Raw genomic sequence first — 19,184 nt, 5'->3', positions numbered from 1 at the left:
AACCATGCGACTCAGTACCAACATGATCTTTAACCAGCAGGTGCGCGGGATTTCCGATTCGCAAGCCTCCTGGCTGAAAGTCGGCGAGCAGCTCTCCAGCGGCCGCCGCGTCAACAATCCGTCAGACGATCCTATCGCCGCGTCACGCTCGGTGGTGGTGGCGCAGAGCCAGGCGCAGAGCAGCCAGTATGCGCTGGCGCGCACCTTCGCCAATCAGGGGCTGTCGATGGAAGAGAACACCCTCAGCAGCGTAACCAGCACCATTCAGGACGCGCAGACGCTGATCGTTTACGGCTCTACCGGCACGCTGAGCGACGACGACCGCGGCTCTATCGCCACCCAGCTGGAAGGGCTGCGCTCGCAGCTGCTGAACCTGGCGAACAGCAAAGACGGCAACGGCCGCTATATCTTCGCCGGCTACAAAACCGACAGCGCGCCGTTCGCCGACAACGGCAGCGGCGCCGTCAGCTATGTCGGCGGCACCGACGCCATCACGCAGAAGGTCGACACCAGCCGCACCATGACCGTCGGGCACACCGGCGACGATATCTTTATGTCGATTACCGGCAACGCCACTCAAGAGCCAGACGGCAGCGCCAGCGAAACCAATCTCTTTAATATGCTCGACAGCGCGATTGCTGCCCTGAAGACGCCGCAGGCAGATGCCGACGACGCTACTAAACAGACGTTCCAGGATGCGATGGATAAAACCAACCGCGGCCTCAGCAACTCGCTGAATAACGTGCTGACGGTGCGCTCCGAAATCGGCACCCAGCTCTCTGAGCTGAGCACGCTGGACGGTCAGGGCGACGACCGCGACGTGATCCTGAGCAGCGAAATGAGCAACCTGGTCGACACCGACTATACCTCGGCCATCTCCAGCTACACCATGCAGCAGACGGCGCTGCAGGCTTCTTATAAGACCTTTACCGACATGTCCAAGCTGTCGCTGTTCCAGCTTAACAGCTAATAAAAACCCCATTCGAGCATGCCTGAACCGGACATGCTCATTTTGTCCCACGACCCTGACCGGCATCGTGGGATTTTTTTTGCCTGTTAAACGGCGGCAATAAAAAACCCCGGCAAGCCGGGGTTTGGAAGGTTATTGCGTCGGATTAGAGGCTGTCAGGACGGGTCGCCGGGGCGGTGGCCTGATGCGAGGCGCTGTGACCGCCCGCTGAGCCTTTGCCCTCGAAGGCGAACGGCGCGCGCACCCAGTCGCTGTGGCGAACCGGCTCCGGCTGCCAGGCTGGTGCCGGTGCTTTGGTCATCGGCGCGGTAGCGTGATGGGTAAAGCGAACGGCGGCCTCCTGCGGCGCGGTTGCCTGCGGCGCGACGTCGCGTGCCGGGACCGGCGCATGCGGTTCGCTAACCGGTTCAGGCGCGCTTTCCGCCGCAACCGGCGCGTTCAGCACCTCTGCAACCTGCGCTTCCGCTTCCGGCGTCACGTCATGGGCCGCTTCAGCGGCGATCTCCGTGGCGACGGCAGGCGCCTCTTCTTCTACTGGCGCAGCCGGCTCCGCCTGTTCCGCGATCGCGTCTGCCTGCGCTTCGAGCGCGGCCGGGATCACGGCAGGTTCATGGTTAACCGGTGCGTCGATCGGCGCGGTGTTGTCGGTATTCACCAGCGTTACCGGCGTTTCCGCCTGCGGCTCAGCCTGATGCACAGTGTCAGCCTGCGGGGTCGCTTCAGCAGCAGCCTGCGGCACGATCTCGTCAGCCGCGACCGGCAGCGCGATAGCGGCTGCGGTTTCCTGCTGGATCTCGTCCTGCACGTCGTTCTGCGTTTCCTGCGTCTCAACCGGCTGAGCGACCGGATAACGTACCCAGACCTTGCCGGACGCCATCTCTGGCGACGCAGCGGCGGCGGCCAGCGGCATAGCGGACTCGGTCGGATAACGCTCGTCACGATAGCGACGACGACGCTGACCGCTGACGCGCAGGTGGCGCGGCGAACGGCGCGAGCGACGCGGCATATTGCCGTTATCGCGGTTTTCCGCGTCATCCTGCTCGATCGGCGCTGCCTCTTCGCTCTGCGGCGCGCTGTACGCCACCTCAGGCTGCGGCGCGACCGCATCTTCGGCCGGCTGCTCGCTCTCGCCGCCGACGCGCACCTTCTGCGCCAGCTGGCGCGGCTTGCGACGCGGCATCACCTGAACGCGCTCTTCTTCCTGCGCCTCTGGTGACTCAACGATTTCAGCGACCGCCGGTTCAACGGCTTTATTCGCGTCCTGCTGCGCGCGTTTCTCTTCCTGACGACGACGCTGGCGTTCAGCGCGCTGTTCGCGACGCTGCTGCTGCTGCTCTTCACGCTGCTGGCGCGCTTCCTCGCTCAGAACCGGTGTGCGCTCTTCGCGCGCCTCGTTCTGCGGCGCCTGGCGCTTGTTGCGGCGTGCGTCAGCGTTGTCGCGCGGTTCGCGGTTTTCACGCGGCTCACGATTTTCACGGGGTTCGCGGTTTTCGCGTGGCTCGCGGTTTTCACGCGGCTCACGGCTTTCACGCGGTTCGCGGCTTTCGCGCGGCTCGCGATTGTCGCCGTTGCGCGGCGTACGCTCGCGACGGTTATTATTGTTGCGGCGATTGTTGCGACGGTCGCCGCGCTCTTTGGCGCTGCTGTCGCTCTCTTCGCTGCTGGCCTGCGGCGCAGGCGCCGCCGCCTCCTCAACAACCGGTGCCGGTGCAGGTTCGTTGCTGCCAAACAGTTTTTTCAGCAGGCGGCTAAAGAAGCCGGTTCCGCTGGTGCTGGCGGCGGTTGGGGCAGGGGCCGCGGCAGGTTTGGCCACCGGCTGCGCCTCCTCTTTCGGCTGCTCTACCGGCTTCTCTGCTGGCATTGGCGGCGCGTCAGGCATGACAAACGCGGCCAGCGCAGGCTGCTCTGGACGACGACGCTCGGCGTGCTCTTCTTCTGACGGCATCGCCATTTCTGCTTCGTGCAGCTTCGGCAGATGGTAGCTGAGGGTCTGGGTCTCTTCCCCTTTGCGCACGCGCAGCACCGAGTAGTGCGGGGTTTCCATACGATCGTCCGGCACGATAATCGCGCGAACGCCGTCCTGGCGCTTCTCAATCGCATTCACCGCTTCACGCTTTTCGTTCAGCAGGTAAGAGGCGATCTGCACCGGCACAATGGCGTGCACCTCTTTGGTGTTGTCTTTCAGCGCTTCTTCTTCGATCAGGCGCAGAATCGACAGCGACAGCGACTCGTTGTCGCGGATGGTGCCGGTGCCGCTACAGCGCGGACAGACGTGATGGCTCGACTCGCCCAGCGACGGGCTAAGGCGCTGACGCGACATCTCCAGCAGGCCGAAGCGTGAAATATGGCTAATCTGGATACGCGCGCGATCCTGGCGCACCGCTTCGCGCAGGCGATTTTCCACCGCGCGCTGGTGGCGTACCGGCGTCATATCGATAAAGTCGATGACGATCAGACCGCCCAGGTCGCGCAGGCGCAGCTGGCGCGCAATCTCGTCGGCCGCTTCCAGGTTGGTATTGTACGCCGTCTCTTCGATATCGCCGCCGCGCGTGGCGCGTGCCGAGTTGATGTCGATAGCGGTCAGCGCTTCAGTGCTGTCGATAACGATAGAGCCGCCAGAAGGCAGACGCACTTCACGCTGGAAGGCGGACTCAATCTGCGATTCGATCTGGTAGTGGCTGAACAGCGGGATCTCGCCGGTGTAGAGTTTAATCTTGCTGCTGAAGTCCGGGCGGCCGAGCGCGGCGATATGCTGACGCGCCAGCTCAAGCACTTTCGGGTTGTCGATCAGGATCTCGCCGATATCCTGGCGCAGGTAGTCGCGGAAGGCGCGCACGATAACGTTGCTTTCCTGATGGATCAGGAAGGGCGCAGGGCGGTTTTCCGCCGCTTTTTTGATCGCTTCCCAGTGCTTCAGGCGGAAGCTCAGATCCCACTGCAGCGCGTCAGCGGATTTGCCAACGCCCGCGGTGCGCACGATCAGGCCCATGCCGTCCGGCAGTTCCAGCGAGGAGAGCGCCTCTTTCAGCTCGGTGCGGTCGTCGCCTTCGATGCGGCGAGAGATGCCGCCCGCGCGCGGGTTGTTTGGCATCAGCACCAGGTAGCTGCCCGCCAGAGAGATAAAGGTGGTCAGCGCCGCGCCTTTGTTGCCGCGCTCCTCTTTATCAATCTGCACGATCACTTCCTGGCCTTCACGCAGCACGTCTTTGATATTCGGACGACCTTGCGCGTTATAGCTGGCGGGGAAATATTCGCGGGAGATTTCTTTCAGAGGGAGAAAACCGTGGCGTTCAGCGCCGTAATCGACAAACGCCGCTTCAAGGCTGGGTTCAATGCGGGTGATTTTACCTTTATAGATGTTGGCTTTTTTCTGTTCGTGTCCGGGACTTTCAATATCCAGATCGTACAGACGTTGTCCATCAACCAGGGCAACGCGCAACTCCTCCTGCTGAGTTGCATTAATTAACATTCTTTTCATCGTATCTGACTCGTTATTCTCACATGAGTGATAAAGCTGCGGGCATAGTTACCCTGGACGAGTTCTGACCGATGGCCCCGTGACTAAGTGCTTTACGTCAACCTCCCGGTTGTCGACTGCGCGAGGGGCGCAAATAACGTCGGTGGCCTGTTTTTCATAAGGAAAAACAGCGCCGTTGCGCTGAAATGCCTGAGAGAGATTGTAAACTCCTGCATCTCAAACTTCCGTCCAGGCTGCAACCCGCAGCCCGCTAAGTGCCTGAATAAACATCACGTCTTACGCCATTGCTGCGTGTCCGTTTCATTCGGCAAAATGACTAATTAGCTCTTTTTCTGGCCTGAAAAGTGATCAGACGAGAAACTCAGGCATTATTCCATTGCTCACCTTCATATAGCAAGGCGACTTTCACCGCCTGATGAAGATTAGTGATGCTTAACACCTTAATATGTCGGACGATTGAGCGGGTTGCTGAAAAAGCCAGCGCACGCTGCGCTTTTTCGCGCGACACGAGGAGAGTTAAGCACAGAAAAAGGGGTGGCGCTATCACAGGACACTATTTAGAATCGCCGCCATGAAAACAGAGAATCCCGGCGTACAGCTTGTCGCCATTTCGGCTGAAAATGCCGGACAACGCATTGACAACTTTTTGCGCACCCAGCTGAAGGGCGTGCCGAAAAGCATGATTTATCGCATCCTGCGTAAAGGCGAGGTGCGGGTGAATAAAAAACGCATCAAACCAGAGTATAAGCTGGAAGAGGGCGACGAAGTGCGTATTCCGCCGGTGCGCGTTGCCGAGCGCGAAGAGCAGGCGGTGTCGCCGAAGCTGGAAAAGGTGGCAGCGCTGGCGGAGGCGATCATCTATGAAGATGAGCACATTCTGGTGCTGAACAAACCCTCCGGCACCGCGGTGCACGGCGGCAGCGGGCTGAGCTTCGGCGTGATCGAAGGACTGCGCGCGCTGCGGCCTGAGGCGCGCTTCCTTGAGCTGGTGCATCGCCTTGACCGCGATACCTCTGGCGTGCTGCTGGTGGCCAAGAAGCGCTCGGCGCTGCGTTCGCTGCACGAGCAGCTGCGCGAAAAGGGGATGCAGAAAGATTATCTGGCGCTGGTGCGCGGCAACTGGCCGTCGCACGTGAAAGCGGTGCAGGCGCCGCTGCTGAAAAATATTCTGCAAAGCGGCGAGCGCGTGGTGCGCGTCAGCAGCGAAGGCAAGCCTTCGGAGACGCGCTTTAAGGTCGAGGAGCGCTTCGCATTCGCTACGCTGGTGAAGGCGAGCCCGGTCACCGGCCGCACCCACCAGATCCGCGTTCATACGCTGCACGCCGGCCATCCTATCGCCTTCGACGATCGCTACGGCGAGCGCGAGTTCGACAGCCAGCTGGCCAGCACCGGGCTGCGTCGCCTGTTTCTGCACGCCGCCGCGCTGACCTTTACCCATCCCGCCAGCGGCGAGACGCTGCGTCTCGAGGCGCCGCTGGATGAAGAACTCAAGCGCTGCCTGCAGGCGCTGCGTCAGCAGAAGCGCTGACGCGCCGTCGGCATCATTCCAGCGGATTGATGCCGACCGTTCGTAACATGCCGCTGAGCGCAATCAGCGGCAGGCCGACCAGCGTGTTCGGGTCGCGCCCCTCCAGCCGTTCGAACAGGCAGATCCCCAGCCCTTCGCTTTTAAAACTCCCCGCGCACTGCAAAGGCTGCTCTTTCTCTATATAGGCGCGGATCTCTCCCTCGCTGAGATCGCGGAAGTGCACCACAAAAGGTTCACAGCACTGCAGCAGCCGCTGGCTGCGCGGATGGTAGAGCGCCAGCCCGGTATAGAAGGTAATGGCGTTGCCGCTCGCCTGGCGCAGCTGCGCGCAGGCGCGATCGGGCGTGTGCGGTTTGCCGGTGATCGCGCCGTCGAGCACGCACACCTGATCGGAGCCGATAATCCAGCTGTCGGCATAGTCGGCGGCCAGCGCCTGCGCTTTGGCGACGGCGAGGCGCGTCACCAGGGTTTCGGCATCTTCGCCGGGGCGCGGCGTTTCATCGACCGCAGGCGCGGCGGTGATAAACGGCAGGCCGAGCTTGCCTAAAAGCGCCTGGCGAAAAGGCGAGGTCGAAGCTAAAACAAGGGAGTCAGGCATTTTTTCACAATAGTAATGGCGAATTGGTGACACTCATTTTAAACTGTGCGCCGCACTGGATGCGAATAACTGGTGAAAGATGCTGTCACACGGCCTTTTTCTTTGACTCTATGACGTTACAAAGTTAATATGCGCGCCCTATGCAAAAGGTAAAATTACCCCTGACGCTGGATCCGGTCCGCGCCGCTCAAAAACGCCTGGATTATCAGGGCGTTTACACCCCTGAACTGGTGGAGCGCGTAGCCGACTCAGTTGTTAGTGTGGACAGTGACGTGGAATGTGCCATGTCGTTTGCGGTTGACAGCCAGCGCCTCGCCGTACTGCAAGGTACAGCGGATGTGCAGGTTACATTGCGCTGTCAGCGCTGCAACCAGCCGTTTCCTCACGCTGTCCACGTAAGCTATTGCTTCAGTCCTGTCTCAAATGATGAGCAGGCAGAGGCACTGCCGGAAGCCTACGAGCCGATCGATGTCGATGATTTTGGCGAAATCGATCTGCTGGCGGTGATCGAGGATGAAATCATTCTCGCCCTGCCGGTCGTTCCGGTGCATGATTCTGAACACTGTGAAGTGTCCGAGGCGGACATGGTCTTTGGCAAATTGCCTGCAGAGGCGGAAAAACCAAACCCATTTGCCGTATTAGCCAGTTTAAAGCGTAAGTAATAGGAGTAAGGTCCATGGCCGTACAACAGAATAAACCCACCCGTTCTAAGCGTGGCATGCGTCGTTCGCACGATGCGCTGACCACCGCTGCCCTGTCTGTAGATAAAGTTTCTGGCGAAACGCATCTGCGTCACCACATCACTGCGGATGGCTACTACCGCGGTCGCAAGGTTATCACCAAGTAAGACTTGCGCTTAGCAAGGTGATACTTTGACACGTTTGACCCTGGCTATTGATGCCATGGGCGGGGACTTCGGTCCCTGCGTGACAGTGCCTGCAGCTTTGCAGGCACTGGCCTCTCATTCGCATCTCAATCTTCTTCTGGTCGGCATCCCCGACGACATCACCCCATTGCTTGCCAAAGCGGATTCCTCCTTACTGGGGCGTTTGCAGGTTATTCCTGCGGAATCGGTTATTGCAAGTGATGCGCGGCCCTCTCAGGCGATCCGCAGCAGTCGCGGCAGCTCGATGCGCGTTGCGCTGGAGCTGGTAAAAGAGGGACGAGCGCAGGCCTGCATCAGCGCCGGCAACACTGGCGCCCTGATGGGGCTGGCGAAATTATTGGTCACACCGCTGGACGGCATTGAGCGCCCGGCGTTAATGACCGTGCTGCCGCATCAGCAGCGCGGTAAAACGGTGGTGCTGGATTTGGGCGCCAACGTGGATTCGGACAGCGAGATGCTGGTGCAGTTCGCCGTAATGGGCGCGGTAATGGCGGAAGAGGTGTTAGCGATCCCCAACCCGCGCGTGGCGCTGCTCAATATTGGTCAGGAAGAGACCAAAGGGCTGGAGAGCATCCGTGCCGCCGCCAGCACGCTGAAAGCGTCCGCACAGATTAACTATATTGGTTACCTGGAAGGCAACGACCTGCTTACCGGCAAAACAGATGTGCTGGTGTGTGACGGATTCGTCGGCAACGTCACGCTGAAAACCATGGAAGGCGTGGTAAGAATGTTCCTCTCTCTGCTGAAGTCGTCAGGTGAGGGGAAAAAACGGTCATGGTGGCTGAAGCTGCTGGGGCGCTGGATTCAGAAACGTCTGGCGCAGCGCTTCGGTCATCTCAACCCCGACCAGTATAATGGCGCTTGTCTGTTAGGATTGCGCGGAACAGTGATCAAAAGTCACGGCGCGGCGAATCAACGCGCGTTCGCCGTGGCGATAGAACAGGCAGAGCAGGCGGTGCGACGGCAGGTTCCCGAACGAATCGCCGCGCGCCTTGATGCTGTATTAGCCAGGAGTGACAAAGCCTAGATGTTTACCAAAATTATCGGTACGGGCAGCTATTTGCCTAGCCAGGTGCGTTCGAACGCAGATCTGGAAAAAATGGTGGAGACGTCGGACGAGTGGATCGTAACCCGCACCGGCATCCGCGAGCGCCGCATTGCCGCGCCGGATGAAACCGTCGCCAGCATGGGCTTCGCCGCCGCGCAGCGCGCGCTGGAGATGGCGGGCGTAGAGGCAGGCGAGATCGGACTGATTATCGTCGCCACCACCTCGTCCAGCCACGCGTTCCCCAGTTCAGCCTGCATGATCCAGCAGATGCTGGGCATCAACGACTGCGCCGCGTTCGACCTCGCGGCCGCCTGCGCCGGCTTTACCTACGCGCTCAGCGTGGCGGACCAGTACATTAAAAACGGCGCGGTGAAGCATGCGCTGGTGATTGGCTCCGACGTGCTGGCGCGCACCCTCGATCCTGAGGATCGCGGCACCATTATTCTGTTCGGCGACGGCGCGGGCGCGGTGGTATTAGGCGCAAGCGAAGAGCAGGGCATCATCTCTACCCATCTGCACGCCGACGGCCGCTACGGCAAACTGCTGACGCTGCCCTATCAGGATCGCGCGCATCAGGACGAACCGGCCTACCTCACCATGGCGGGCAACGAAGTCTTCAAGGTGGCGGTGACTGAACTGGCGCACATCGTTGATGAAACCCTGCAGGCCAACAATCTCGATCGCGAAATGCTCGACTGGCTGGTGCCGCATCAGGCTAACCTGCGCATCATCAGCGCCACGGCGAAAAAGCTCGGCATGGGCATGGATAAAGTCGTGGTCACGCTGGATCGTCACGGCAACACCTCGGCGGCGTCGGTGCCCAGCGCGCTGGACGAAGCGGTACGCGACGGCCGTATCAAACTCGGACAACTGATTCTGCTGGAAGCCTTTGGTGGCGGTTTCACCTGGGGTTCCGCGCTGGTTCGCTTTTGATTCACAGGAAAGAAAAATGACGCAATTAGCCTTTGTTTTTCCCGGTCAGGGTTCACAGACCGTCGGTATGCTCTCTGAACTGGCGGCAAGCTATCCGCAGGTGGAAGCAACCTTCCGCGAAGCGTCCGACGCGCTGGGATACGATTTATGGCAGCTGGTCAGCAACGGACCGGCTGAAGAGCTGAATAAAACCTGGCAGACGCAGCCTGCGCTGCTGGCCGCCTCCGTGGCGATCTATCGCGTCTGGCAGCAGCAGGGCGGCAAGCAGCCGGCGCTGATGGCCGGTCACAGCCTCGGCGAATACTCTGCGCTGGTGTGCGCCGGCGTGCTTGATTTCGCCGACGCCATTAAACTGGTGGAGCTGCGCGGCAAGCTGATGCAGGAAGCGGTGCCGGAAGGCACCGGCGCGATGCAGGCGATTATCGGCCTGGACGACGCAGCGATCCGCAAAGCCTGCGAAGAGAGCGCGCAGGGCCAGGTGGTGTCGCCGGTGAACTTCAACTCGCCGGGCCAGGTGGTGATTGCCGGCAACAAAGAGGCGGTTGAACGTGCGGGCGCCGCCTGTAAAGCCGCAGGCGCCAAGCGCGCGCTGCCGCTGCCGGTCAGCGTGCCGTCGCACTGCGCGCTGATGAAGCCAGCCGCCGATAAGCTGGCGGTGGCGCTGGAAAACATCACCTTCAACGCGCCATCGGTGCCGGTGGTCAATAACGTTGACGTCAAATGCGAAAGCGACGCGGCGGCAATCCGTCACGCGCTGGTGCGTCAGCTCTATAGCCCGGTTCGCTGGACCGAGAGCGTGGAATTTATGGCGTCGCAGGGCGTGACCCAGCTGCTGGAAATGGGGCCGGGCAAAGTGCTGACGGGCCTGACCAAACGCATTGTGGACAGCCTGACGGCGGCAGCGGTAAACGATCCGACGTCGCTTTCTGCGGCCCTTGAACAGGAATAAGAGGAAAAACATGAGCTTTGAAGGTAAAGTTGCGCTGGTCACCGGCGCGAGCCGCGGCATTGGTCGCGCCATCGCAGAAACGCTGGTGGCGCGCGGCGCCAAAGTGATCGGCACCGCGACCAGCGAAAGCGGCGCAGAAGCCATCAGCGCTTACCTCGGCGATAACGGCAAAGGTCTGCTGCTGAATGTGACCGATCCCGCATCGATCGAAGGCGTGCTGGAGAAGGTTCGCGCAGAATTTGGCGAAGTAGACATTTTGGTCAATAATGCAGGCATTACGCGTGACAATCTGTTGATGCGCATGAAAGACGACGAATGGGCGGATATCCTGGATACCAACCTGACGTCGGTTTTCCGCCTTTCCAAGGCGGTATTGCGCGCCATGATGAAAAAACGCGTGGGTCGTATCATTACCATTGGTTCCGTTGTTGGCACCATGGGCAACGCGGGTCAGGCAAACTACGCAGCAGCCAAGGCGGGTTTGATTGGCTTTAGCAAATCACTGGCGCGCGAAGTCGCGTCACGTGGCATTACCGTAAACGTCGTGGCTCCGGGCTTTATCGAGACGGACATGACGCGTGCACTGAGCGAAGATCAACGTTCCGGCATTTTGACGCAGGTTCCCGCAGGTCGTTTAGGCGACGCGCAGGAAATCGCCAATGCTGTTGCATTCTTAGCCTCTGACGAAGCAGCCTACATCACGGGTGAGACGCTGCACGTCAATGGCGGCATGTACATGGTCTGATATTCACGAAATCATTTGCATTATTTGCGGTAAAAACCGCAAAATAGCGTAAAATCGTGGTTCGACCAGCCGGGATTTTGTTGCATCTTTTTCAACATTTTATACACTACGAAAACCATCGCGAAAGCGAGTTTTGATAGGAAATTAAATAGTATGAGCGATATCGAACAACGCGTTAAGAAAATCATTGCTGAGCAGCTGGGTGTGAAAGAGGACGAAGTAACTAACTCTGCATCTTTCGTTGAAGACCTGGGTGCTGATTCTCTTGACACCGTTGAGCTGGTAATGGCTCTGGAAGAAGAGTTTGATACTGAAATTCCAGACGAAGAAGCTGAGAAAATCACTACCGTTCAGGCAGCGATCGACTACATCAATAGCCACCAAGGCTAATGAATACCTTCAGGCGGTCGCTCGACCGCCTGAGTTTTATGCTTGTCCCACAGAGTTTTTATTTCCCCCTCCCTGGAGGACGAACGTGTCTAAGCGTCGTGTAGTTGTGACCGGTCTTGGCATGTTGTCTCCTGTCGGCAAAACCGTAGAGTCTACCTGGAGTGCTCTCCTTGCCGGTCAGAGCGGCATTAACCTGATCGACCATTTTGATACGAGTGCCTATGCAACCCGTTTTGCAGGCATCGTAAGAGATTTTAATTGTGATGAAATCATCTCGCGCAAAGATCAGCGCAAGATGGATGACTTCATCCAATACGGCATTGTTGCCGGCGTGCAGGCCATGCAGGATTCGGGTCTGGTCGTGACCGATGAGAACGCAGCCCGCGTTGGCGCGGCGATCGGTTCTGGCATCGGCGGACTGGGTCTGATCGAAGAGAACCATACCTCGCTGGTCAACGGCGGTCCGCGCAAAATCAGTCCGTTCTTTGTGCCGTCGACCATCGTCAACATGATCGCCGGCCATCTGACGATTATGTACGGCATGAAAGGCCCCAGCATCTCTATCGCGACGGCCTGTACCTCAGGCGTGCACAACATCGGCCATGCGGCGCGTATCATCGCCTATAACGATGCTGACGTGATGCTGGCGGGCGGCGCAGAAAAAGCCAGTACGCCGCTGGGCGTTGGCGGCTTCGGCGCGGCGCGCGCGCTCTCCACGCGCAACGACAACCCGCAGGCGGCAAGCCGTCCGTGGGATAAAGATCGCGACGGTTTCGTGCTGGGCGACGGCGCAGGCATTATCGTGCTGGAAGAGTATGAGCACGCTAAAAAGCGCGGCGCGAAAATCTATGCGGAAATCGTCGGCTTCGGTATGAGCAGCGACGCTTACCACATGACTTCGCCGCCGGAAAACGGCGCAGGCGCGGCCCAGGCGATGGAAAATGCGCTGCGTGACGCGCAGCTGTCGCCTGAGCAGATCGGCTACGTCAACGCGCACGGCACCTCTACGCCGGCCGGTGACAAAGCGGAAGCGCAGGCGGTGAAATCGATTTTCGGCGCCGCGGCGAAAACCGTGATGGTCAGCTCGACCAAGTCGATGACCGGCCACCTGCTGGGCGCGGCGGGCGCGGTAGAGTCGATTTACTCGATTCTGGCGCTGCGCGACCAGGCTGTTCCGCCGACTATCAACCTGGATAATCCAGATGAAGGCTGTGACCTCGACTTCGTGCCCCATACGGCGCGCCAGGTCAGCGGTCTGGAGTACACGCTGTGTAACTCTTTCGGCTTCGGCGGCACCAACGGCTCGCTGATTTTCCGTAAGGTCTGACGCTTCACGTTCTGCCAAAAGGCTCGCACATGCGGGCCTTTTTTCTATTCAGAAAAACCCTGAAACGGATTATCACCACGCAACGCGCTACCATACCCCTTTTCCCTGCGAGAGAGAGCCATGTGGATAAACGGAACGGAGCAGCCCACGCTGCTGGCCAGCGACCGCGCCACCCAGTTCGGCGACGGCTGCTTTACCACGGCGGCCATTCGTCATGGCGCCGTGCAGCTGCTGGAGGCGCATCTGCGCCGGCTGCGCGAGGGCTGCGCGCGGCTGATGATGCCGCCGGTTGACTGGGCGCGGCTGGAGAGCGAAATGCGCGCCGCCGCGCAGCCGCACGCGCAGGGCGTGTTGAAAGTGATCCTCAGCGCCGGATCCGGCGGGCGCGGCTACAGCCGCCGCGGCGTCAGCGACGCCACGCGCATCGTCTCGGTCTCCCCCTGGCCAGGCCACTATCAGCCGCTGCGCGCCCAGGGCGTCAGGCTGCAAACCAGCCCGGTGCGGCTGGCGCAAAATCCGCTGCTGGCGGGCATTAAACATCTTAATCGGCTGGAGCAGGTGCTGATCCGCGCGCATCTCGACCAGAGCGACGCCGACGAGGCGCTGGTGCTTGACACTGCAGGCGCCGTGGTGGAATGCTGTGCGGCCAATTTATTCTGGCGGCAGGGCGAAAACGTCTTTACGCCCGACCTGAGCCAGGCTGGCGTCGACGGCGTTATGCGGCGCCACCTGATGGCGCAGATGGCCGCCGCCGGGCAGATTTGTCACGTTGTTCGCGCGGAGGCGGCGCAGCTGCTGGCGGCCGACGAAATCGTGATCTGCAACGCCCTCATGCCGCTCCTGCCGGTGCGGCAGCTGGACGACAGGCTGTTCAGCGCGCGCTCGCTCTATCACCGGTTACAGGACAGTTGTCATTTAATGGAAGCAAAATGAGTCGAACTAAAAAAATTCTCGCCGCCGTCATCGTGCTGCTGGCTGTGACGGCCGCCTTCAGCTACTGGCAGATCCAGCGTTTCGCCGCGACGCCGTTAACCATCGATCGCGAAACGATCTACACCTTGCCGGCCGGCACCGGCCGGGTGGCACTGGAGGCGCAGCTGGAGAGCCAGCATTTGATCCCGCCGAGCATCTGGTTCGGCCCGCTGCTGAAGCTGGAGCCGGAACTGGCCCGGTTTAAAGCGGGCACCTATCGGCTGGAAAAAGGCATGACGGTGCGCGCGCTGCTGGCGCTGCTCGCCAGCGGCAAAGAGGCGCAGTTTCCGCTGCGGCTGGTCGAAGGGCAGCGGCTCAAGGACTGGCTCGGCGAGCTGCGCGCCGCGCCCTACATCAAACACCAGCTGAATGATGACCAGTTCGCCACCCTGGCGAAGGCGCTGAACATCGATCCGCTGGCGCTGGAAGGCAGCTTCTACCCGGACACGTATCTCTACACCGCCAACACCAGCGATATCGCGCTGCTGCAGCGCGCGCACGCCCGCATGACAACGCTGGTGGATGAGATCTGGAAAACGCGCATGGCGGATTTGCCCTATAAGAATCCGCATGAGATGGTGACCATGGCGTCGGTGATTGAAAAAGAGACGGCGGTCAGCACCGAGCGCGCCCGCGTCGCCTCGGTGTTTATCAACCGCCTGCGCACCGGCATGAAGCTGCAAACCGATCCCACGGTGATCTACGGCATGGGCGATAAATACAGCGGCACCCTGACGCGTAAAGACCTCGAGACGCCGACCGATTACAATACCTATACCATTAGCGGTCTGCCGCCTGGCCCGATCGCCGTGCCGAGTAAAGCGTCGCTGGAAGCGGCGGCCCATCCGGAAAAAACGGATTACCTCTATTTCGTCGCGGACGGCAAGGGCGGTCATACCTTTACCACCAATCTCGCCAGCCATAATCAGGCGGTACAGGCCTACCGGAAAACGCTGAAGGAAAAAGATGAAAAGTAACTTTATCGTCATTGAAGGCCTGGAAGGCGCCGGGAAAACCACGGCGCGCGAGGCCATTGTCGCCACGCTGCGCGAGCGCGGCGTGCAGGATATCGTCTTCACGCGCGAGCCGGGCGGCACGCCGCTAGCGGAGCAGCTGCGTGTGCTGGTGAAGCAGGGCATCGAGGGAGAGCAGGTCACCGACAAAGCGGAGCTGCTGATGCTCTACGCCGCGCGCGTCCAGCTGGTCGACACGGTGATCAAGCCCGCGCTGGCGCGCGGCGCCTGGGTGATCGGCGATCGCCACGACCTCTCTTCGCAGGCCTATCAGGGCGGCGGCCGCGGGCTGGACAGCACGCTGATGCGCACCCTGCGCGACGCGGTGCTGGGCGACTTCCGCCCCGATCTGACGCTCTATCTCGACGTGACGCCGGAAATCGGCCTGCAGCGCGCCCGCGCCCGTGGTGAACTGGATCGTATTGAGCAGGAGTCGCTGCGCTTTTTTGAACGCACCCGCGCGCGCTATCTGGCGCTGGCGGCCGACGACGAACGCATTCTTACCGTGGATGCCACCCAGCCGCTCGACAGCGTGACGCAGGCAATTAAAACCACCCTGACGCGCTGGCTGGAACAGCAGGCATGAACTGGTATCCGTGGCTGAATCAGCCTTACCGACACATTATCAGCCAGCATCAGGCGGGACGGGCGCATCACGCCCTGCTGATTCAGGCGATTGACGGCATGGGCGACGACGCGCTGGTGTGGGGCGTCAGCCGCTGGCTGATGTGCCAGCAGCGGGACGGGCTGAAAAGCTGCGGCCTCTGCCACGGCTGTCAGCTGATGCAGGCGCAGACGCATCCCGACTGGTATCGCCTCGAGGCGGAAAAGGGCAAGAGCACGCTGGGCATCGACGCGGTGCGCCAGGTGACGGAGAAACTCTATCACTTTGCCCAGCAGGGCGGGGCGAAAGTGGTCTGGCTGCCCGACGCCGCGCAGCTGAGCGAATCGGCGGCGAACGCGCTGTTGAAAACCCTGGAGGAGCCGCCGGCCAACAGCTGGTTCTTCCTCAGCAGCCGCGAGCCGTCGCGCCTGTTAGCCACGCTGCGCAGCCGCTGTATGGCGCTCTCGCTGACGCCGCCGGACGAGGCGCAGAGCCTGCAGTGGCTGAGCCGTCAGATGTCGCAGGACGAGGCGGCGCTGCAGGCCGCGCTGCGCCTGAGCGCCGGCGCGCCCGCCGCCGCGCTGCAGCTGCTGGAGCCGGCGCGCTGGCAGGCGCGTCAGACCCTCTGCAACGCGCTGCCCGCCGCGCTGCGTCAGGATATCCTGCAGCTGCTGCCGGCGCTGAACAGCGAAGATGTCGCCGCGCGCATCAGCTGGCTGCTGGCGCTGCTGGTGGACGCGTTAAAATGGCAGCAGGGCGCCACCCGCTGGCTGAGCAATCCCGATCGGCAGGATGTGGTGGCACTGCTTGCCGACACCTTTTCCTCTCGCGCGCTGGATGAGAGCGCGCGCGAGTGGATGCAGTGTCGGGAGCAGCTGATCCATGTTGCCGCTGTTAACCGCGAACTTCTGTTAACCGACCGACTTCTGAGCTGGGCCGACAGACGCAAGCCCGGCGTTGTCGCTTAACGTTAAAACGAGAGTAACTATGTTTATTGTGGATTCCCACTGCCATCTTGATGGCCTGGATTATGAAAAGAGCCATCGCGATCTCGACGACGTGATCGCCAAAGCCGCCGCGCGCGACGTGAAATTTATGCTGGCGATCGCCACCACGCTGCCCGGCTTTCATACGCTGAAAGCGCTGGTGGGCGAGCGCGACAATATTGCGCTCTCGGTCGGCGTGCATCCGCTGAATCAGGAAGCGCCCTATGACGTGGAAGAGTTCCGTCGCCTGGCGGCGGATCCGCGCGTCGTGGCGCTGGGCGAAACCGGCCTCGACTACTACTACCAGCAGGAAACCAAAGCGCAGCAGCAGGCATCATTCCGCGAGCATATCCGCACCGGCATCGCGCTGAACAAGCCGATCATCGTGCATACCCGCGACGCGCGCGACGATACGCTGGCGATTTTGCGCGAAGAGCAGGTAGAGCGCTGCGGCGGCGTGCTGCACTGCTTTACCGAGGATCAGGCCACAGCGGCGAAGCTGCTCGACATGGGCTTCTATATCTCTTTTTCCGGCATCGTTACCTTCCGCAACGCCGAGCAGCTGCGTGACGCGGCGCGCTATGTGCCGCTGGATCGCATGCTGGTAGAGACCGACTCGCCCTATCTGGCGCCGGTGCCCTACCGCGGCAAAGAGAACCAGCCCGCCTACACGCGCGACGTGGCGGATTATCTCGCCGTGCTGAAAGGCGTTGATATCGACACGCTGGCCGCAGCCACCACGCAAAACTTCTCGACGCTTTTCCAGGTGCCGATGAGCCGCCTTGGCGGCTAAGCGTTTATTTCAAAGTCTGTAATAATTCAGTAATCGCCAACAATAGCCCTGTTTTTCGCGCCAGGGCTGTTGTTTTATGGTGCAATCTGACACTGAGTCACTCAGAATCTTCTGCTATCAACCGTGATGAATTCTGGAAACGTGATAGTCATCAAAGTAACGCTGAGGGATTTATTTTACCCTTCGTAATAATTAAAAGGCGGTCACCGTCAATTGGGTTGCGGATCCTCCCCCACGACCCCGCGCACTGCGCAAAATCGCACTCATACTCAGGAGCTTCAGGCTATGTTCAAGAACGCATTTGCGAACCTGCAAAAGGTCGGTAAATCGCTCATGCTGCCGGTATCGGTTCTGCCGATCGCCGGCATTTTATTAGGTGTCGGTTCGGCTAACTTTAGCTGGTTGCCGGCCGTGGTTTCCCATGTGATGGCGGAAGCGGGCGGCTCGGTGTTTGCTAATATGCCGCTAATCTTCGCTATCGGCGTAGCGCTCGGCTTTACCAACAACGACGGCGTCTCCGCGCTGGCGTCGGTGGTGGCCTACGGCATCATGGTGAAAACCATGGCGGTGGTCGCGCCGCTGGTGCTGCATCTGTCGGCGGAAGAGATTGCTGCGCATCATCTGGCGGACACAGGTGTGCTGGGCGGCATTATCGCCGGTGCAATAGCGGCCTATATGTTCAACCGCTTCTACCGCATCAAGCTGCCAGAGTATCTGGGCTTCTTCGCCGGTAAGCGCTTTGTGCCGATTATTTCTGGCCTGGCGGCGATCGTGCTGGGCGTGCTGCTCTCCTTTATCTGGCCACCGATTGGTTCAGCGATTCAGGAGTTTTCGCAGTGGGCCGCGTATCAGAACCCGGTGGTCGCCTTCGGTATTTACGGCGTCGTCGAGCGCGCGCTGGTGCCGTTTGGCCTGCACCATATCTGGAACGTGCCGTTCCAGATGCAGATCGGCGAGTTCACCAACGCGGCGGGTCAGGTTTTCCACGGCGATATTCCGCGCTATATGGCGGGCGATCCGACTGCGGGCAAACTCTCTGGCGGCTTCCTGTTCAAGATGTACGGCCTGCCGGCGGCAGCCATCGCTATCTGGCATTCGGCGAAGCCTGAGAACCGCGCCAAAGTGGGCGGCATCATGATCTCCGCTGCGCTGACCGCGTTCCTGACCGGCATCACCGAGCCGATCGAGTTCTCGTTTATGTTCGTTGCGCCGATCCTCTATGTGATCCACGCCATTCTGGCTGGTCTGGCATTCCCGATCTGTATCCTGCTCGGCATGCGTGACGGCACCAGCTTCTCGCATGGCCTGATCGACTTTATCGTGCTGAGCGGTAACAGCAGCAAAATCTGGCTGTTCCCGATTGTCGGCATCATCTACGGTCTGGTGTACTACACCATTTTCCGTCTGCTGATCGTCAAGCTGAACCTGAAAACCCCTGGCCGCGAAGAGACGACCACCGAGTCCACTTCTGCGACCGGCAGCGAGATGGCGGGCAAACTGGTTGCGGCCTTCGGCGGCAAAGAGAACATCACCAACCTGGACGCCTGTATCACCCGTCTGCGCGTGAGCGTGGCGGATGTGGGCAAGGTTAACCAGAATGAGCTGAAGAGCCTCGGCGCGCGTGGCGTCGTGGTGGCCGGCTCTGGGGTTCAGGCGATTTTCGGCACCAAGTCCGATAACCTGAAAACCGATATGGATGACTACATTCGCAGCATGTAATGCGTAGGTAAGAAAAAAGCCCCGCATATGCGGGGCTTTTCAGTTAAAGTGATGTTCAGGCAAGGCCGCTATTTTCTCTAAATAGCGGCCTTTTCTTATGCACGTATGAACATGCCGGTGGGGGCCACCGCGCCTCCTCTGCTGCCGGGCCGTCCTCGCGCCGCTACGCGGAGCCTTCGGCTGCAACGTCGTGCCGGCCGGACCGTTCGGGTACGGCCATCCTGGCCTGCCCGAACTGCCTGTCG

At 60.5% G+C, this 19,184-nt stretch carries 18 protein-coding genes; 16 read left to right on the top strand and 2 right to left on the bottom strand.

What is annotated here, in order from left to right; genetic code table 11:
- The first annotated feature begins 4 nt into the window (after positions 1–4).
- A complete protein-coding gene (gene flgL / locus MC269_RS11330; protein WP_239952463.1) occupies positions 5–970 on the top strand; it encodes a flagellar hook-associated protein FlgL in 966 nt (321 codons plus the stop codon).
- A gap of 145 nt (positions 971–1,115) precedes the next feature.
- Here flgL and rne read toward each other — a convergent pair whose 3' ends face one another.
- A complete protein-coding gene (gene rne, locus MC269_RS11325; RefSeq protein WP_239952462.1) occupies positions 1,116–4,448 on the bottom strand; it encodes a ribonuclease E in 3,333 nt (1,110 codons plus the stop codon).
- Positions 4,449–5,019: 571 nt separating this feature from the next.
- Here rne and rluC point away from each other — a divergent pair.
- Positions 5,020–5,976, top strand: coding sequence for a 23S rRNA pseudouridine(955/2504/2580) synthase RluC (rluC, locus tag MC269_RS11320; RefSeq protein WP_239952461.1), 957 nt, complete (start codon positions 5,020–5,022; stop codon positions 5,974–5,976).
- A gap of 13 nt (positions 5,977–5,989) precedes the next feature.
- Here the strand turns inward: rluC and MC269_RS11315 are convergent, their stop codons facing one another.
- The gene (locus tag MC269_RS11315) at positions 5,990–6,574 is read right to left on the bottom strand and encodes a nucleoside triphosphate pyrophosphatase (protein ID WP_239952460.1); all 585 of its coding nucleotides are present in this window, start codon (positions 6,572–6,574) and stop codon (positions 5,990–5,992) included.
- 140 nt (positions 6,575–6,714) lie between these two features.
- Here MC269_RS11315 and yceD point away from each other — a divergent pair, with 140 nt between their 5' ends.
- From yceD to ptsG, 14 genes are all read left to right on the top strand, one after another.
- On the top strand, positions 6,715–7,236 hold the full coding sequence (yceD, locus tag MC269_RS11310) for a 23S rRNA accumulation protein YceD (RefSeq protein WP_239952459.1): 522 nt from the start codon (positions 6,715–6,717) through the stop codon (positions 7,234–7,236).
- A 14-nt stretch (positions 7,237–7,250) separates the two neighbouring features.
- Positions 7,251–7,421: a 50S ribosomal protein L32 gene (rpmF, locus tag MC269_RS11305; RefSeq protein WP_007885783.1), complete on the top strand. Its 171-nt coding sequence runs from the start codon at positions 7,251–7,253 to the stop codon at positions 7,419–7,421.
- Between the two features lie 25 nt (positions 7,422–7,446).
- Complete coding sequence (gene plsX / locus MC269_RS11300) at positions 7,447–8,487, top strand: phosphate acyltransferase PlsX (protein ID WP_239952458.1); 1,041 nt, start codon at positions 7,447–7,449, stop codon at positions 8,485–8,487.
- Complete coding sequence (locus tag MC269_RS11295) at positions 8,488–9,441, top strand: beta-ketoacyl-ACP synthase III (protein WP_239952457.1); 954 nt, start codon at positions 8,488–8,490, stop codon at positions 9,439–9,441.
- 16 nt (positions 9,442–9,457) lie between these two features.
- A complete protein-coding gene (gene fabD / locus MC269_RS11290; RefSeq protein WP_239952456.1) occupies positions 9,458–10,390 on the top strand; it encodes an ACP S-malonyltransferase in 933 nt (310 codons plus the stop codon).
- A 10-nt stretch (positions 10,391–10,400) separates the two neighbouring features.
- Positions 10,401–11,135 (top strand): 3-oxoacyl-ACP reductase FabG, encoded by a 735-nt coding sequence (gene fabG / locus MC269_RS11285; RefSeq protein ID WP_239952455.1) that lies wholly within the window; start codon positions 10,401–10,403, stop codon positions 11,133–11,135.
- 153 nt (positions 11,136–11,288) lie between these two features.
- On the top strand, positions 11,289–11,525 hold the full coding sequence (gene acpP, locus MC269_RS11280) for an acyl carrier protein (RefSeq protein WP_025901771.1): 237 nt from the start codon (positions 11,289–11,291) through the stop codon (positions 11,523–11,525).
- Positions 11,526–11,610: 85 nt separating this feature from the next.
- Entirely contained in the window at positions 11,611–12,852 is a 1,242-nt protein-coding gene (gene fabF / locus MC269_RS11275) for a beta-ketoacyl-ACP synthase II (protein WP_081141023.1), read from the top strand.
- A gap of 120 nt (positions 12,853–12,972) precedes the next feature.
- A complete protein-coding gene (pabC, locus tag MC269_RS11270) occupies positions 12,973–13,785 on the top strand; it encodes an aminodeoxychorismate lyase (protein ID WP_239952454.1) in 813 nt (270 codons plus the stop codon).
- Positions 13,782–14,801: an endolytic transglycosylase MltG gene (gene mltG, locus MC269_RS11265; RefSeq protein ID WP_239952453.1), complete on the top strand. Its 1,020-nt coding sequence runs from the start codon at positions 13,782–13,784 to the stop codon at positions 14,799–14,801. The genes pabC and mltG overlap by 4 nt, the downstream gene beginning before the upstream one ends.
- Positions 14,791–15,423: a dTMP kinase gene (gene tmk / locus MC269_RS11260; RefSeq protein ID WP_239952452.1), complete on the top strand. Its 633-nt coding sequence runs from the start codon at positions 14,791–14,793 to the stop codon at positions 15,421–15,423. The genes mltG and tmk overlap by 11 nt, the downstream gene beginning before the upstream one ends.
- Positions 15,420–16,409, top strand: coding sequence for a DNA polymerase III subunit delta' (gene holB / locus MC269_RS11255; protein ID WP_239952451.1), 990 nt, complete (start codon positions 15,420–15,422; stop codon positions 16,407–16,409). Before tmk ends, holB begins: the two co-directional genes overlap by 4 nt.
- Positions 16,410–16,428: 19 nt before the next feature.
- Positions 16,429–17,220 carry a metal-dependent hydrolase gene (locus tag MC269_RS11250; RefSeq protein ID WP_239952450.1) on the top strand — a complete coding sequence of 264 codons (792 nt, stop codon included), beginning with the start codon at positions 16,429–16,431 and terminating at the stop codon, positions 17,218–17,220.
- Positions 17,221–17,505: 285 nt separating this feature from the next.
- Positions 17,506–18,939 (top strand): PTS glucose transporter subunit IIBC, encoded by a 1,434-nt coding sequence (gene ptsG, locus MC269_RS11245; protein ID WP_239952449.1) that lies wholly within the window; start codon positions 17,506–17,508, stop codon positions 18,937–18,939.
- The last annotated feature ends 245 nt before the right edge of the window (positions 18,940–19,184 follow it).

Source organism: Pantoea sp. Z09, from assembly GCF_022394795.1.
In the GTDB taxonomy this organism is placed as follows: domain Bacteria; phylum Pseudomonadota; class Gammaproteobacteria; order Enterobacterales; family Enterobacteriaceae; genus Pantoea; species Pantoea latae.
This window is presented reverse-complemented; position numbering and strand designations above follow the sequence as displayed.

What these genes read in the sequence shown, in the direction of transcription:
- MC269_RS11250 (WP_239952450.1), top strand. Translation starts at nt 16,429, where the DNA reads ATGTTTATTGTGGATTCCCACTGCCATCTTGATGGCCTGGATTATGAA.
- pabC (WP_239952454.1), top strand. Translation starts at nt 12,973, where the DNA reads ATGTGGATAAACGGAACGGAGCAGCCCACGCTGCTGGCCAGCGACCGC.
- MC269_RS11315 (WP_239952460.1), bottom strand. Translation starts at nt 6,574, where the DNA reads ATGCCTGACTCCCTTGTTTTAGCTTCGACCTCGCCTTTTCGCCAGGCG.
- rpmF (WP_007885783.1), top strand. Translation starts at nt 7,251, where the DNA reads ATGGCCGTACAACAGAATAAACCCACCCGTTCTAAGCGTGGCATGCGT.
- mltG (WP_239952453.1), top strand. Translation starts at nt 13,782, where the DNA reads ATGAGTCGAACTAAAAAAATTCTCGCCGCCGTCATCGTGCTGCTGGCT.
- fabD (WP_239952456.1), top strand. Translation starts at nt 9,458, where the DNA reads ATGACGCAATTAGCCTTTGTTTTTCCCGGTCAGGGTTCACAGACCGTC.
- flgL (WP_239952463.1), top strand. Translation starts at nt 5, where the DNA reads ATGCGACTCAGTACCAACATGATCTTTAACCAGCAGGTGCGCGGGATT.
- MC269_RS11295 (WP_239952457.1), top strand. Translation starts at nt 8,488, where the DNA reads ATGTTTACCAAAATTATCGGTACGGGCAGCTATTTGCCTAGCCAGGTG.
- yceD (WP_239952459.1), top strand. Translation starts at nt 6,715, where the DNA reads ATGCAAAAGGTAAAATTACCCCTGACGCTGGATCCGGTCCGCGCCGCT.
- rne (WP_239952462.1), bottom strand. Translation starts at nt 4,448, where the DNA reads ATGAAAAGAATGTTAATTAATGCAACTCAGCAGGAGGAGTTGCGCGTT.
- fabG (WP_239952455.1), top strand. Translation starts at nt 10,401, where the DNA reads ATGAGCTTTGAAGGTAAAGTTGCGCTGGTCACCGGCGCGAGCCGCGGC.
- acpP (WP_025901771.1), top strand. Translation starts at nt 11,289, where the DNA reads ATGAGCGATATCGAACAACGCGTTAAGAAAATCATTGCTGAGCAGCTG.
- ptsG (WP_239952449.1), top strand. Translation starts at nt 17,506, where the DNA reads ATGTTCAAGAACGCATTTGCGAACCTGCAAAAGGTCGGTAAATCGCTC.
- holB (WP_239952451.1), top strand. Translation starts at nt 15,420, where the DNA reads ATGAACTGGTATCCGTGGCTGAATCAGCCTTACCGACACATTATCAGC.
- rluC (WP_239952461.1), top strand. Translation starts at nt 5,020, where the DNA reads ATGAAAACAGAGAATCCCGGCGTACAGCTTGTCGCCATTTCGGCTGAA.
- tmk (WP_239952452.1), top strand. Translation starts at nt 14,791, where the DNA reads ATGAAAAGTAACTTTATCGTCATTGAAGGCCTGGAAGGCGCCGGGAAA.